The 14,239-nt window shown below is 70.6% G+C and carries 13 protein-coding genes; 2 read left to right on the top strand and 11 right to left on the bottom strand.

Going from position 1 to position 14,239, the window contains the following annotated elements; genetic code table 11:
* Positions 1 to 92 precede the first annotated feature (92 nt).
* The 7 genes from FOF48_RS20170 to FOF48_RS20140 all read right to left on the bottom strand — a co-directional run bounded on the left by FOF48_RS20170 (position 93) and on the right by FOF48_RS20140 (position 4,882).
* Positions 93 to 1,046 carry an aldo/keto reductase gene (locus tag FOF48_RS20170; RefSeq protein WP_143904060.1) on the bottom strand — a complete coding sequence of 318 codons (954 nt, stop codon included), beginning with the start codon at positions 1,044 to 1,046 and terminating at the stop codon, positions 93 to 95.
* Between the two features lie 31 nt (positions 1,047 to 1,077).
* The gene (locus FOF48_RS20165; RefSeq protein WP_255442427.1) at positions 1,078 to 1,353 is read right to left on the bottom strand and encodes a DUF5985 family protein; all 276 of its coding nucleotides are present in this window, start codon (positions 1,351 to 1,353) and stop codon (positions 1,078 to 1,080) included.
* A 13-nt stretch (positions 1,354 to 1,366) separates the two neighbouring features.
* A complete protein-coding gene (locus FOF48_RS20160) occupies positions 1,367 to 1,624 on the bottom strand; it encodes a DUF5985 family protein (RefSeq protein WP_143904058.1) in 258 nt (85 codons plus the stop codon).
* On the bottom strand, positions 1,617 to 2,024 hold the full coding sequence (locus FOF48_RS20155) for a hypothetical protein (protein ID WP_143904056.1): 408 nt from the start codon (positions 2,022 to 2,024) through the stop codon (positions 1,617 to 1,619). Before FOF48_RS20155 ends, FOF48_RS20160 begins: the two co-directional genes overlap by 8 nt.
* Before the next feature lie 127 nt (positions 2,025 to 2,151).
* Complete coding sequence (locus FOF48_RS20150; RefSeq protein WP_143904054.1) at positions 2,152 to 2,973, bottom strand: hypothetical protein; 822 nt, start codon at positions 2,971 to 2,973, stop codon at positions 2,152 to 2,154.
* Positions 2,974 to 3,005: 32 nt separating this feature from the next.
* A complete protein-coding gene (locus FOF48_RS20145; RefSeq protein WP_143904052.1) occupies positions 3,006 to 3,395 on the bottom strand; it encodes a response regulator in 390 nt (129 codons plus the stop codon).
* A 14-nt stretch (positions 3,396 to 3,409) separates the two neighbouring features.
* Positions 3,410 to 4,882, bottom strand: coding sequence for an ATPase domain-containing protein (locus FOF48_RS20140; RefSeq protein WP_143904050.1), 1,473 nt, complete (start codon positions 4,880 to 4,882; stop codon positions 3,410 to 3,412).
* 79 nt (positions 4,883 to 4,961) lie between these two features.
* Between FOF48_RS20140 and FOF48_RS20135 the strand changes: the two genes are divergently transcribed.
* Positions 4,962 to 6,308, top strand: a complete 1,347-nt coding sequence (locus tag FOF48_RS20135) for a short-chain fatty acid transporter (RefSeq protein ID WP_143904048.1) — start codon at positions 4,962 to 4,964, stop codon at positions 6,306 to 6,308.
* Positions 6,309 to 6,433: 125 nt separating this feature from the next.
* Positions 6,434 to 6,934, top strand: a complete 501-nt coding sequence (locus FOF48_RS20130) for a hypothetical protein (protein ID WP_143904046.1) — start codon at positions 6,434 to 6,436, stop codon at positions 6,932 to 6,934.
* 81 nt (positions 6,935 to 7,015) lie between these two features.
* Here the strand turns inward: FOF48_RS20130 and FOF48_RS20125 are convergent, their stop codons facing one another.
* The 4 genes from FOF48_RS20125 to FOF48_RS20110 form a co-directional block, all read right to left on the bottom strand.
* Positions 7,016 to 8,785: a DUF4397 domain-containing protein gene (locus tag FOF48_RS20125; RefSeq protein WP_143904045.1), complete on the bottom strand. Its 1,770-nt coding sequence runs from the start codon at positions 8,783 to 8,785 to the stop codon at positions 7,016 to 7,018.
* Between the two features lie 49 nt (positions 8,786 to 8,834).
* Positions 8,835 to 11,564 (bottom strand): hypothetical protein, encoded by a 2,730-nt coding sequence (locus FOF48_RS20120; RefSeq protein WP_255442424.1) that lies wholly within the window; start codon positions 11,562 to 11,564, stop codon positions 8,835 to 8,837.
* A gap of 196 nt (positions 11,565 to 11,760) precedes the next feature.
* Complete coding sequence (locus FOF48_RS20115; protein WP_143904042.1) at positions 11,761 to 12,801, bottom strand: Virginiamycin B lyase; 1,041 nt, start codon at positions 12,799 to 12,801, stop codon at positions 11,761 to 11,763.
* A gap of 119 nt (positions 12,802 to 12,920) precedes the next feature.
* Positions 12,921 to 13,910 carry a substrate-binding domain-containing protein gene (locus tag FOF48_RS20110; RefSeq protein WP_143904040.1) on the bottom strand — a complete coding sequence of 330 codons (990 nt, stop codon included), beginning with the start codon at positions 13,908 to 13,910 and terminating at the stop codon, positions 12,921 to 12,923.
* Between the last annotated feature and the right edge of the window lie 329 nt (positions 13,911 to 14,239).

The raw sequence follows: 14,239 nt of genomic DNA, 5'->3' as shown, positions 1-14,239 counted from the left end.
CCCCGATGCCTCGCGAGCCTTCATCGCCGCGGGATTCAAATCGAGTGTCCGACAGGCAACCCGCCACTGCCCGCCTGCCCACGCGCGGAGGCTCAGCCCGCGACAGCCTCCGGTGAAGGCGGGTTCCACCACACCTCGCCCTTGCCCTGGATGGCCTCGCGCGCCCGCTCGCGCACCGTCCGGAGCCCGGCCGCGTCCAGGGGCCGGAAGGCCGCGGCCGCGTGCAGCGCGGCGTCCTGTTCGTTCGCGAAGCCCATCCCCATCAGCATCACGTCCGGATCCAACGTGAGCGTGTAGTGCACGCACTCCGCCACCGTCAGGTGCGGCAACACCGGCGTGTCGCGCGCCTCGCCGCCGGAGCTCACCTTGCCGCGCGGGCGTGCCTGGAGTGGCCGGCCATAACCCTCCGTGTCGCCCAGCAGCTTCCCCGCGCCGAACGTCTTGAAGGACACCACGCCCACGCCGCGCTCGCGCGCCAGGGGCAAGACCTCCTCCACGTAGCGCGCGTCCACGAAGGGCCCCAGCGGGAACATCACCACGTCGCACCGCCCGGAGCGCACCGCCGCCACGAGCGCGTCCGGGTGGTGGCAGGAGATGCCCTTGAAGCGCGCCCGCCCCTTCGCCACGCACGCCTCCAGCTGCTCCAGCGCGCCGCCCGGCCGGGCCACCGCCTCCCACTGCTCCAGCGACCTCACCGCGTGCAGCGCGAACAGGTCCACCGACGGCAGCCCCAGCCGCGCCAGGCTCGCCTCCACCTGCGGCGCCACCGGCGCGTCCAGCACATCCACCTTGTCGATGACGAAGACGCCCTCGCGCCGGCCCCTCAAGGCCTCGCCCACGACCTCCTCGCTCAGGCCGTCCTCGTAGCCCGGCGCGGTGTCGATGACGTTGAGCCCCGCGTCCAGCGCCCGCGCCAGCGTGGCGACGAGCTCCGCGCGCGGCACCGTGCGGTCCGCCACGTCACCAATGCCCACCGCCGTCGCGGTGAAGCCCGTGCGCCCGAGCCCCCGGCGAGGAGGGAAGCGGGGGAGCGATGTGTCTGCCATGCGAGGGTCCTCCTGGAGGAGGAACAGCATCTCACCGCGAAGCACGCCCCGCGCGGTTCTTGTCCCAGATGGCTCCCAGGATGAGCAGGTAGGCCACCAGCCGCACGACGTACAGATAATAGACGCGCTCGGCGTCCAGGTCCGGCGCCACCAGCGCGCCCAGCAGGTTGTGCACGCCCATCAGCGTGAAGGCCAGGGAGAACAGGGCGAAGAGCCGGTCCTTCGACTGGAGGTAGAAGCGGAGGAAGAACAGGGCGCAGGCCAGGTACGCCATCAGCACGGCGCCATCGAGCAGGGTCTTCAACACCGCGCCCCCTTCCTCACGACACGTCCCAGATGAGGCCGAAGAGCAGCACCCCGCTGGCCACCAGCGAGGTGACGGTGCGCGCCATCGTCAGGTCCCCCGCGGGGATGAGCACCAGGTCCACGAACAAGAGCACGTTGTTCACGGTGAAGAACACGAAGCACAGCCCGCTGTAGAGCAGCAGCTTCATCCGCGTGCGCCGCCACGCCCGCAGCAGCAGCACCGCGCACGCCGCGCTCGTCAGCGCGCACAGGATGTAGACCGCCTCAGCCATTTCCGTCGCCGTCCTTGTCCGTGTCCGGCTTGAGCACGAACGCGTCCGCGAAGCCCCTCACCCGGTCCATGGGCCGGGAGAAGATGAACGAAATCACACTCACGCGGCGCGCCGCGTACGCGGTCGCCAGCTCCGCGGTGGCCTGCACGTCGTCCGACCGGCCAGGACTGAACCGGAAGGAGGCTTCGCCGTCCTGGAGCAGGAGCCCTCCCGTCTTCAGCTCCGCCAGTCGGCGGGCCGCGGAGGCTTCGGTGATGCGCAGCTCCAGTGCCACCGCTGACGCCGTCCACGCCCGGTCGGTCCGGGCGCGAAGCAGGAGGAGCACCTCCAGCTTCTCGATGGAATCGATGTGCGTCGTGAGGAAGCGCTGGACCCGAGGAGTGAGGCCGGCGTCAGTCACGTCTCCACCTATGGACCCAGATACTTTGTGAATCAACCTTTACGATGACGAAGGTTGTTCACAGTTCCACACAGCCCGTTCCCCCGCCTGGCGCGGGGGCGTCACGGCAGGGGGTGCCTGGTTCCGCCTAGTTGCGCACGCGGGGGGCGGGGGCCCGCACGCGGACGTCCATGCGGGCATCGCCGGCCACCATGCTGCTCAGGGCCTCCGGCTGCGCGGGGGACAGGCGGGCCACGGCGCGCAGGGCGGCCACCAGGATGAGGGCCTCCAGGCTGGAGGGGACGGTCAGGCCCTGGGGGCCGGCCTTCACGGGCAGGGGCAGCCGGGGCAGGCGGCCCGCGGCGGACAGCGCCTCCACGGCGTAGGGGGGGCGGGCCTCCAGCGACACGGTGATGGCGGGCAGCGCCTTCGCCTCCTGGTCGTCGCCGTGCACCTGGAGCTCCAGCAGCCACGCGAGCGCGCCGGGGGCCAGGTAGAGGGCCAGCCCCGAGGGCCCCTCGTCGTCGCCGTGGAAGACGCAGCCCTCGTAGGTGTGCGCGTGCGCGCCGGTCACCTCCACGACGAAGGGCTGGCTGTCATCCCAGTGCGTCCAGGGCTTCGCGTCCCAGAACTCGGTGGCGGCCTGGACGAAGAGCAGCGCCTTGTCCGACCCCAGCCCGGACACGCCCAGCTGCCCCCACGCGAGGAAGGTGGCGATGGCCGCCCTCGCGGAGAGCGCCGCGGGCGAGGGGGGCGCCACGGCCAGGCCCAGCTCGGCGGCGGCGTCCGCCAGCGCGGGCTCGCAGGACACCTGGGACGGCTCCAGCCCGGCGATGAGGGCGCGCACCCCGGCGGCGTCCGTCTGCTCGAAGACGGGGGCGGACGGGTCGCCCGTCTCGCCAATGCGCAGGTACACACCCGTGGTGCCCACGGAGAGGGGCACCGGACCCAGCTTCAGCAGGTGGAACATGGCGGGACCCTCCAGACGCGCGGCGCTTCGCCTCACCCTCCCTGGACGGAGGGGGTGGCGTCCAGGGCCCTGCGCACCAGCTTCATCAGGGCGCGGATGTCGAAGGGCTTCTGGAGGAATTCCATGCCGGGGTGCTGGCGCCTGAGGCCGCTCACGTCCACGGCGCTCATGCCCAGCACGGGGATGCCGCGGAGCGCGGGGTCCTGCTGGAGGCGCTCGATGAGCGCGGGGCCGTCCAGCACCGGCATCATCCAGTCCGTGAGGACCAGGTCCGGCTTCACCTCCGCCAGGCGCTCCAGGGCCTCGCGGCCATGGGACGCCGTGAGCACGCGGTAGCCCTCTTCACGCAAGAGGTCCGCCAGCGCTTCCAAGATGCCCTGTTCGTCGTCCACCACCAGCACGGTCTCGGTCGCGGGAACCACGGGTCCTCAGGGGGTCAGGAGTGGTTGCCCGGGAAGCGGGCGATGCCGGTGAGCAGCAGCTCGGGCGACGGCTGGAAGGGAGGCTGGACCTCGATTCCCTGGGAGGTGATGAGGAACTCGCGCAGCGTCGGGTCGTAGTCCGCGTCGCGCAGCTTGAAGATGGACAGCAGCCGCCGCAGCCGTCCGTTGAGTTCCAGGTGACGCATGAACAGCAGGTTCTCCGCCACACCGGACAGGCCGGTGCCCAGGGGCACATCCATGTCCGGGCCGAAGAGGCGCGGCGTCTCCAGCGTGAAGACGGTCGTCACCCCGTGGCGTCGCAATTCCTGCGTGAGCGCGGCGAAGAAGGGGCTGATGCGCGCCGGCTCGTGGGTCGTCTCCACCATGGCGCTCAGGCCGTCCACGAACAGGCGCTTCACGCCGCGCTTGCGCACGTCCTCCATCATCGCGTGCACCACCATGTCCAGGTTGCACTCCGCGGGCATGTTCCACTGGAGCACCAGCCGGCCATCCTTCACCGCGCCCCCCAGCGACAGGCCCACGCTGGCCGCCTTGTGCAGCAGCCGCTCCGGCCCCTCGTAGAAGCTCACCATCAGGCCGGGCTCGCCCAGCCGCAGGCCCTCCGCCAGGTGGCTGGCGCCCAGCAGCGTCTTGCCGCAGCCCGGAGGCCCCATCACCAGCGTGGTGGACGCGGCGGCGATGCCCTCCGGAATCATCGCGTCCAGCGTGGGCACGCCAAAGCGCACCCGCTGCGCGCCCCAGTCCGGCGGCTGCGCGCGGCTGACCATCGACTCCAGGCGGGGGAACACCTCCACGCCCGCCTCGGAGATGCGGAAGTGGTGCGAGCCGCCGAGGCTGGCGCTGCCCCGGAACTTGCGCACCTGCAGCTCCCGCCAGGAGCGCATGGCGGCCGTGCGCTCGCGCAGCTCCAGGATGCCGTCCACCATCGTGTATTCCGGATGCACGGTGGGGCCCACGCTGCTGGTGAGCAGGAGCGCGGTGAAGCGCGACAGGCTGGCGGACACCTGGAGCTCGTGGATGAACTTCTTGAAGTCGCGGCTGCTGCCCGCGGCCTCCTGCGCCTGCACCAGCCCGTCCAGCACCAGGATGCCCGCGCCGTGGTTGCGCATCTCCCGGCGCAGCAGCTCCAGGAGCCCCGGCAGGCCCTGCTCCTCCAGCATCCGGAAGCCGCTGACGTAGTAGATGCGCTGGGGGAGCTGGGACGCGTCGAAGAACGCCATGCCTCGCAGGTTCGAGAGCATGCGCGAGTGGGACTCCGCCAGCAGCGTCACATAGAGACAGCGCGTCCCCTGGCGCGCCTGCGAATAGCAGAGCTGGTTGGCGAAGAGCGTCTTCCCCGCCCCCGGTTCCCCCACGACGATGTAGACGCCCGATGCCATCAGGCCACCGCCCAGGATGGGATCCAGTCCGGGCACGCCTGTCGCGATGCGCTCGAAGACGGGAGGGTGCTGCTCGCTAGGGGACATGGCGACCGCTCTTACCGTAAAACACCCCGTGCCGCCCTGGGAGTTTCTGGGGTCGCCTGACCGCCTGGAGCCCGCCACCGTGGAAACCCTCGTCCGGTTCGCCGAAGGCCTGGGCCGATTCTCCGCGCGCTTCGTGCCCAGCGCCTTCGCCATCGCCGTGCTGCTCACGCTGCTCACGATGGCGCTGGCCATGGGCTGGGGGGGCGCCGCGCCGCCCGCGGTGCTGGACGCCTGGGGCGGCGGGTTCTGGGAGCTGCTCACCTTCTCCATGCAGATGGCGCTGGTGATGTTCACGGGCTACCTGCTGGCGCTCACCGCGCCGGTGAAGGCGCTGCTGGAGAAGGTCGCGAGCCTGCCCAGGAGCCCGCGGGGCGCCACGGCCCTGATGGCGGCGGTGTCCATGGCGCTCGCGTATTTCAACTGGGGCCTGTCGCTGGTGGCCAGCGCCATGCTGGTGCGCTTCATCGCGCGGCGCCGCCCGGACGTGGACTACCGGCTGCTGGTGGCGTGCGCGTACTTCGGGCTGGGCGCCACCTGGCACGCGGGCCTGTCCGCCTCCGCCCCGCTGCTGGTCGCGACGCCAGGGCACTTCCTGGAGAAGCAGCTGGGCCTCATCCCCATCAGCCGGACGCTGTTCTCCCCCTTCAACGTGGGCCTCACGCTGGCGGCGGTGGCGCTGCTCACCGGGCTGGCGTGGGCGCTGCACCCGTCCCCCGCGCGCACCGTGCGGGTGGACCCCGCGGTGCTGGAGAAGCTGGGGGACTTCACTCCGCCCCAGAAGCCCCGAGGGCCGCTGAGCCCCGCCGAGTGGTTGGACAACGCCTGGCTGCTCAACGCCGTCTTCGGCGTGCTGGGACTGGTGTGGTTCGCCCGGCACCTGTGGCTGAACGGCGGCTGGAAGGCGCTCAACCTCAACGGGGTGAACTTCACCTTCCTCACGCTGGCGGTGCTGCTGCACGGCACGCCCGCGCGGCTGCTCAAGGCCAGCGAGGAGGCCGCGGGCGTGCTGCACGGCATCGTGCTGCAGTTCCCGCTGTACGCGGGCATCTACGGCATCTTCAAGGCCACCGGGCTCACGGACCGCATCGGGGCGCTCTTCGTGTCGCTGTCCACGCGCGACACCTTCCCCGCCGTCGTGTACCTGTACAGCGGCGTGGTGAACTACTTCGTGCCCTCCGGCGGCTCCAAGTGGGCCATCGAGGCGCCCTACCTGCTGGAGGCGGCGGGGCGGCTGGGCGTGGCGCCGGAGAAGGTGGTGCTGGCGTACGCCTGGGGCGACATGGCCACCGACCTCATCCAGCCCTTCTGGGCGCTGCCGCTGCTGGCCGTGGCGCGGCTGGAGTTCAAGGACATCCTCGGCTTCCTCCTGGTCGCGTTCCTCGCGTACCTGCCGCTGGTGACGCTGGCCTTCTTCCTCTTCGGATAGCGCGGCACGCCATGCGCCGGGGCCGGGAGGGAAGCAGGGGCGCGCGCTGTTCCATGCTAGACACGCACACCCAAGGGCCGGATGTGGGCCGGCCCCCCATGACATCAACGAGGGGACCCCAAGACATGATGAACGTGTTCAAAGGAAGCGTGCTGTGCGCGGTGCTGGGAATGGCGACGGTGGCGGGAGCCCAGGAGGCGGCCCCGGCGGCCGAGTCCGTGAAGCCCCCCAGCGCGGACGCCGTGCGTGACACCTGGAACTATTTCTACAAGGGCCAGGGCCAGGGCCCCGTGCTGGTGGAGGCCAAGCTGTGCACGGAGGTGGCCAAGGACGGCCCCAACAAGTACGAGTGCACCGCCGAGGTGGGCCCCGAGGGCGTCAAGGCGGGGGCCTCCGTGATGCTGTGGCAGAGCTACCTGGTGCCCCAGGGCGACTCCGTGGAGGACCTCACGGTGCAGGTGAAGCAGGGCAACACCGTGCGTGAGACGAAGGACGTGAAGGTGAAGGGCGAGGGCTGGCGCGCGCGGCAGTGGACCGGCGTGAAGCTGGCCAAGCCCGGCAACTGGACCGTCGTCATCATGCGCGGCGACCAGGTGCTCAAGGAAGTGCCGGTGAAGGTGCTGTAGCCCTTCGCGCCTGGAAGTCCGGTCGCGCCGACGCCCGCCCGGGAAGGACTCCGGGGCGGGCGCCGTTGTCTTCGGGGGCGGCTACGGACGGAAGACGTCGTCACCTCGCGGCGTCAGGACGCTCCAGGTGTTGGAGCGCAGGTTGAAGGCGCGGAACGTGGGGCCGCTGTCCCAGTTCCCCATCAGCAGGAACAGGTGGGGCCGGACGATGGGCAGCCCCTGCACGGAGCGGTTCGTGGGAGCGCCGCTCACGGTGCCCCGGACGGCGTAATAGAAATAGGAGCCCGTCACGTCGGTGCCCGTGGGCGCGGGGAAGGCCACGCCGTCCGTGGCGCCACCGGCCGTGCCGTAGGCCACGTCCTGGATGACGGGCGTGAAGGTGGTGCCCCGGCTGGAGCCATCCAGAGCGACGTCGAAGTAGCCCAGGCTGGCGCCCGTCGCGGGCGAGGCCGCGCAGGCATTCACGAACCGCACGCGCGCGTCCTGCGCCTCCGACGGGAAGGTGTCCGGCACGACGAAGGCCCGCGGGGCCAGGGCCCCGGTCCCTCCCGCCTGCCCCGACACCACGACGAGGTAGCGGCGCCCCGCCTCCAGCGGGCCCGTCTGGACGCCGCCCAGCACGGACGTGGCGCCATCCGACTGCAGGACGAACGACAGCGTGTGGCCCGCCGCGCTGGCGGGGAGGTCGCCCGGCTTCGGGTCGGAGCCGTAGCGGAAGTCCGCCGCCACGGGCACGCCCTGGCTGAGCGCCTTCAGCGGGGCGCCGGAGTCGAGCGCGTGGAAGAAGTACAGGAGCGGGTCCCGCTTCATGCGCACCGCGCCGTCCTTCCCCACGGGAATCAGCCACAGGGTGGACGCGCCCGGGTCGTTCATGGCGCGCCGGTCGTCGCCGGAGGACAGGACGTAGTAGGCCTGCCCCTTCACCAGCGCGCCGGCCGGCAGCGTGTAGCCCAGCTCCCCGCTCTGCGAAGGCTCCGGCGTGTCGATGCTGCCACGCACCAGCAGGCGAGTCGTCGCCTCCGGGATGACGCGCCCCTTCACCTCGGGATCCGCGGTGAAGGGCGTGACCTCCGGAAGCTCGTCGCCCGAGTCGGTCTTCAGGAAGCGGGGGAAGAAGTCCGCGATGACCTGATCCGCGGTCACGTGCCGCACCCGCACCTCGCCCGGAGGCACGGCACCGAAGGCGGAGTCATCCAGCACGAGCAGCTTCGGCGCGTTGACCTCGGAGGTGCCCTGGCTGGCCACTCCACCCATCGCCAGCAGCGTCAGCCGACCGCCTTCCGCCAGTGACACCTCCGCGCTCGTCGCCACGGCGGGCTGCGAAGGAGCGGCGCCCGTGCGGCGGAGGGTGAAGGTGAGCTTCGCGCCCGGCGTGACCGCGATGAACGCCTTCGCGCCCGCCGCTCCCGGCTCCACGCCGGTGAACAGCGGCTGGGAGGCCGCGCTGGAGTGGACCTCCATCCGGTACCGGGCGGCGTCCCACGGCGTGTTCGCATCGTCGAAGTTGCCCTCGTAGAGCGAGTTGACGAAGCGGACATAGGCGACGGGCCCCGCGTCCGCACCCGCATCCACGCCCCCGTCCACACCCGCATCCACGCCCCCGTCCGCACCCGCATCCACGCCCGGGCCACCATCCACGCCCGCGTCCGCGTTCGTGCCCGCGTCCTTCGCGGGGACCAGCGTGACGGCGACGCATAGGGACTCCTGGCACGTCCATGCCTGTCCTGCGGGGGCCGTCCCTTGGTCGCGGCAGTCGAACGCGTCCTTGCACTCCTCTGCATCGCAGCCGGCCAGCACGGGCAGCAAGCCCAGGCCAGCCCACAACAGGAACGCCCTCAAGCGGTTTTTCATCACGCGGTCTCTCCCTCCGGGAGCAGGTGCTGCGGGGTCATGGGTGGGCTCAGGGCGCGGCGCGCTTCTCGCACTCGGTCCGCAGCGGATAGATCCACCCAGGCGGGTTCTTCGACAGCGAGTCCCTGAGGAAGAAGTAGGCCATCACGCCGACGTTGAACTCCGCGTGGCGCAGCCACTCCTGGAGCCCCGCCGTGTCCGAGCCGTCACGGATGCCGTCCGTCAGCGGGTTGTCCACGGTGCAGACCCGGGTCCACATCCGCGTCCCGCCCAGGGCGGTGATGTTCGCGCTGGGCGGCGTGGCGGTGCCGAACTTCCCCAGCCGGATGAGGTCGCAGGCGCCGCGCGCCGCGCCCAACATGTTCGCCCCCCACGACGCCCAGTCCCGCGTGTCCGCGGAGAAGTCGATGTCGACCTCGCCGTATTTCACCCAGGCCTGCATGAACTCCTCCGTGAAGTGGACCGTCGTGCCGCCGCTCGCCATCCAGAGCAGGTAGCGCGCGCCGCCATGCGGGCCGTACGCCTGTTCGAAAGGCGCCAGGTGAGGGCGGCCGTCCGTCGTGCCGAAGAGCCCCGCGGTGAGGTTGGCCACCCGCGCGCCGTTGAGGGCGACCAGCGTCTTGGCCGCGCCGCTCTGACCGTCGCCCGCGCGCCCGTGGCAGTTGGCGCAGATGCCCTGGAACGTGGTGGCGCCCGGCGTGGACTCATACAGTCGCCCCCAGCTGTTGCGGGGGCGCCCCAGCGAATCCAGCATCCAGGGTTCGATGGGGTCCGGGGCGGACCGGGTCGGAAAGGCGCAGCCCGTCTTGCCCACCCACCAGTTCGTGGGGAAGGGCTCGCGTGCCAGCGCCTCGTGTTCGGCGGTGATGGGGTAGCGGATCAGGTGCTCGTAGGGGGGCTTCCCGATGGCCTCCTTCCAGCCCGTGTTCCGGGGCTCGTAGGGCACCTTGTCCGTGAAGTCCTCGGTGATCCACCGCACGTCGGTGGGGTTCGCGCACGAAGAGCTCACGGCCAGCGCCGCCTGACGCAGGCGCTCCTGCTTCATCGCCGCCTGCTGCTCCGCCGGCAGGCCCGCCTCGCCCTTCCATTCCAACGATGCCAGGTAGCGCGCCATCAGCAGCGCGGCGCGGCAGTCCAGGCCAGGGACGTTGGCGGGCATGTGGATGACGCGGGCATCCGTGTCGCGCGCGACGCGCTGGTAGAGCGTGCTGCCGGGCGTCTTGAGCAGCAGGTCCTTCAGGAAGAAGTCGGACTGGGTGCCAGCATCACAGACGGCGTAGCTGCGCAGCCCATTGCTCTCCTTCACCCCACACGGATTCCAGCCGAACAGGATGCCCCGCGCGGAGAAGTCCAGCGAGGCGATGGCCGGGTTGCTCTGCACGGCGAACCCATTCGGGTTGTGGCACTGCGCGCAGTTGCCGACGAAGTACCCCTGGAGCTCCAGGACCTCCCGGCCCGGCGCCGGCTGGCCCGAGGGCACCGCTTGCCGGGCAATCACTTCCAGCTTGGGAAGCAGGTCCGCCAATTCCTGGCGCGACCCGGAGGCCGGCAGCCCCGTGATGACGCCCGCGCGCACCAGCCGCTCCACCTGCCCCAGTTCGTCCTCCTGGATTCTCGCGTTCGGGTCCACGCCCGCCTCCCCCGGGGCGCGGCGGTTGAGCTGCAGCGGCGTGAAGCCGAGCACGAAGTTCTGGCCCTCGGAGCCCGAGTGGCAGTTCACGCACCGGTGCGCCCCGGGGATGGCGTAGTTGCGCGTCTTCCCCGTGACCTCGTTCTCCGTGTAGACGACGACGCGGTCGGAGAATGACTCCCCGTTCCGGTAGCGCAGGTCGTGCAGTTCGGCGACGGTGCCCTCGGAGTTCCAGAGGTAGGTACCGAAGAGCGACTGGTTCCAGGGCTCGCGCACGACGATGAGCCGCGTTTCGATGCGCTGATAGCGCACGTCGCCGTCCTTGCCCGCGACCGCCTTGAAGAACGTCTTGTAGAAGCGGGTATTGGGCGGGATGTGGAACGCGCGCGTCTGGACATCGTAGCGGATGGACTGGCCCGCCGGCACATGCACCTGGCGCAGCTTCTTCGCGGAGTCGGAGAAGAGCGGGTAGGTGGGCGCGAAGGCGAAGGTGCCGCGTGCCGCCAGCTTCTCCGCGTCGAAGGTCGAGATGTCCGTGTCCGTGTCCGACAGCAGGGGCGGCAGCTTCGTGAGCGCGGCGAAGACCGCGTCCTTGTCCGGGTCGCTGCCCAGCCGCTCCGTCGCCGCCACGTCCGGGATGCAGTTGCCCAGGTCGGTCATCGCCTCCGCCACGCTGGCGGACACGGCGACGCCGCCCGGGGCCTGGGACTCGCAGCGCACCGGGAACGTCCCCGCCGGAGCGCCCTGCCCCAGCCAGGACTGGAGCACGCACGCCAGCTCCACCGCCTTCTTCGTCTGCTCCGGCGTGGCCAGCGGCGGCATCTCACCCTGCGAGGCCTTCAGCGCCAGCCGCGCCCCATCCTTCTTCAAACCCTCCAGGTCGGGGCCATACTGGAAGCCGCCCACGGCATTCGGTGGCGCGTGACACTGGGAGCACTGCGCGTCCACCCGGGCCTTCAGCCCATCGAAGGTCTCCGTGAAGGTCACCGCGGGCGCCCCGGCGCGCATCGGGATGCGCTCCCCCGAGCGCGCCGGCTGGCACGTCACCACCGGGGGCGGAGAGGGCGGAGGCGGCGGGGTCGGGGACTCCGAACACCCCGCCGCGAACAGCACGGCCAGCAGCAGCCCTCCCCAAGGAGAGCCTGGCACGGCCCCCCGGCGTGTCATCCTCATGTGCTGGACCCCGTTCATCGATGGCGGCGACCAGGGCCTGTCTGACAAGACACGACGGCAGGCGCCTGGGAATGGATTGGCACCCTACCGCCCAGGGCATGTCTTTCTTTGACAACTCCCCGCAACACCTTACGTCACGAAAGCACAGACATTCCGTGACAGAGGCTTCGCCTCACGGCGTCGCGACGACCTGGAGTCTGCCAATCCGGTCTCCGAAGCGTTCGGTGAACCAGACATTGCCGTCCAGGCACAAGAATCCAGCCGGACCGAAGGAGATGCCAGAAGGCAGACCCTCAGGCGTCACGAGGTCGAACTCGGTGATGTCGCCGGCGGGGGTGATGCGGCCCAGCTTGTTGCCGAACTGCTCGACGAACCAGACGTTGCCGTCGGCGCCCACGGTGAGGGCGGCGGGCCCGCTGTCGGCGGTCGGGATGGCGTACTCGGTCACCACGCCCTGGGGCGTGATGCGGCCCACCTTGTTGGCGAACTGTTCGGTGAACCACATGGCGCCGTCCAGGCCCGCGGTGATGGCGGAGGGGCCGCTGTTCGGCGTGGGCACGCTGAACTCGCGCAGGACGCCCTTGGAGGAGATGACGCCAATCTTGTTGCCGGCCAGTTCGGTGAACCAGACGTTCCCGTCCACGCCCGTGGCAATGCCTCGCGGCTGGGAGGCCAGGGTGGGGATGGCGTACTCGGTCACCACGCCCGCGGGCGTGATGCGGCCAATGCGATTGCCCGTCACCTCGGTGAACCACACGTTGCCGTCCAGGCCCGCGGTGATTCCAAACGGGGACGCGCCCCGCTCCGGCAGGGGGAACTCGGTCACCACGCCCTGGGGCGTGATGCGGCCAATCCGGTCCACGCTCAACTCGGTGAACCAGACGTTGCCATCCAGCGCGGGCGTGAGGTTCTGGGGCGAGGCGGCGGGCGTGGGCAGCGCGAAGAGGGTCACCTGGCCCTCGCGGGTCGCCCGGCCGATGCTGTTGCCCCCGGCCAGGGTGAACCAGACCTTCAGGTCAGGCCCCACGGTGATGCCCAGCGGCTCCGAGCCCGGGGCGAGCGCGATCTCCCGCTGCGTTCCCACGGGGCCACGGGGCTGACGGCAGACCCAGGACGGGCCCAGGGAGGACGCGCTCAAGGAGGGGGCTTCGGCGAGCGCGGGCGCGCTGGCGAGGAACGAGGATGCGACGAGCAGCGTGGCGATGGAACGCATGGCTTCGGGTTCTCCAGGGACAGCGGGGGGGTGAACGGCGGACAGCCCACGGCACGACGGGCCAGGAGGGTTCCCCCTCCCAGCCCGGTGCCGCGTCCTGCGTGGCAATCAGCGGCGGACTACTGGCAGAGGCCCGCGCCCTTGCCGTCGTTGTTCGCGCCGCCGCACTTCAGGGGGCCCGTGGGGTCGCAGGCGATGAAGCCCTGGTTGACCAGGATGTTCTCGAAGGCCTGCTTGTTGGCGGCGCTGTAGGCCCAGGCGTAGAGGATGCGCTCGTTGCTCGAGCGGGCGTTGGTGGTGCTCTCGTTCAGGAACAGGGCGCGGGACAGCGGGTAGGCATTGGCCTTGTCCGTGAGGAACTTGCGCACGTTGGTCGTGGACGGGGCGATGCCGTTCACGGTGAGCGCGCGGTTGCCCGTGCGGCCCGCGGAGTCGCCGGAGTAGCCAATGGCGTTGGCGTCCGTCGCGGTCAGCTTGCCAATGCACTTGGTGGCGCTGGTCTCACCCGCGCAGGCGGCCGGCAGGGTGCCGTCGGAGATGACCACGACGTCGGAGCAGAAGGTGCCGCCGCCCACCAGCGTCTTGAAGGTGTCCGTCGTGCCGGACAGGTCGTCGCGGCGGTACTTGGTGAGGGTGCTGGTGCAGGAACCGCTGACGGGGGCGCCCGCGGAGTCCGTGGCGAAGAAAATCTTGCGCAGGTCCGTCAGGGAGATGTCGGTCAGCGGGTTGGCGGAGTTCACGAACGCGTTCACCGCGTCCAGCGCGATGATGTTGCTGCGCTCGCCCGTGCGGCAGGGCGCCTTGAAGTCACGCGACATGGGGGCCAGCGCCTGCTGCTGCGCGGTGCAGAAGCCCGTCGACCCGTCCCGCAGACAGCCCTCGCCCACGCCGGAGCCCTTGCCCTGCACGTTCAGGTTGGCGCTGGAGGCGAGGCTGGCCGCGATGATCGCGTCCTTCAACGTGTCAGACCCGTAGAACTCACGGTTCGGCCCCAGCGCCTGCACCGCCGACGCCGGCCCCTCCATCACCGCGCCATCGGTCGCGCCACCGCAACCCACCACGGACATCGCCACCACCGCGGCGGACATCACCCACGTCGTCATCTTCATGGACAGCTCCTGGTTGGTGCTTGATGCAGGTTGAACAGCCCTGGAACGACGCCCGGGCGCTCCCGGGCGGACTCCGGCCCTGCCGCGTCACGCGGTCACGAAGACGTGGCGATGGCGGTGAAGCCGCCGAACCCGGCGCGTCCCGGATTCGACGAAAGGCAAGATGCCCCAATGGCAGACAGCCAGCTGCCTCAAACGCGTCAACTTTCCGCGTTGGTCAGGTCACACCGCGCGAGTGGATTGTTCCAGGGCAATCCCTGACATTCTCGCAACGGGATTGCGCGAGCAGCCTTGTCACGAAAGCGCATCACCGCCTCCGCGAAGGCACG

The sequence above is a fragment of the Corallococcus sp. Z5C101001 genome (genome assembly GCF_007352635.1).
Classification (GTDB): domain Bacteria; phylum Myxococcota; class Myxococcia; order Myxococcales; family Myxococcaceae; genus Corallococcus; species Corallococcus silvisoli.
Note: the sequence above shows the minus strand (reverse complement) of the source record. Positions and strands in the feature narration are given on the sequence as shown.

Coding starts and splice junctions, on each gene's coding strand:
- FOF48_RS20170 (WP_143904060.1), bottom strand. CDS start 1,046: ATGGCAGACACATCGCTCCCCCGCTTCCCTCCTCGCCGGGGGCTCGGG.
- FOF48_RS20160 (WP_143904058.1), bottom strand. CDS start 1,624: ATGGCTGAGGCGGTCTACATCCTGTGCGCGCTGACGAGCGCGGCGTGC.
- FOF48_RS20150 (WP_143904054.1), bottom strand. CDS start 2,973: ATGTTCCACCTGCTGAAGCTGGGTCCGGTGCCCCTCTCCGTGGGCACC.
- FOF48_RS20140 (WP_143904050.1), bottom strand. CDS start 4,882: ATGTCCCCTAGCGAGCAGCACCCTCCCGTCTTCGAGCGCATCGCGACA.
- FOF48_RS20130 (WP_143904046.1), top strand. CDS start 6,434: ATGATGAACGTGTTCAAAGGAAGCGTGCTGTGCGCGGTGCTGGGAATG.
- FOF48_RS20125 (WP_143904045.1), bottom strand. CDS start 8,785: ATGAAAAACCGCTTGAGGGCGTTCCTGTTGTGGGCTGGCCTGGGCTTG.
- FOF48_RS20115 (WP_143904042.1), bottom strand. CDS start 12,801: ATGCGTTCCATCGCCACGCTGCTCGTCGCATCCTCGTTCCTCGCCAGC.
- FOF48_RS20110 (WP_143904040.1), bottom strand. CDS start 13,910: ATGAAGATGACGACGTGGGTGATGTCCGCCGCGGTGGTGGCGATGTCC.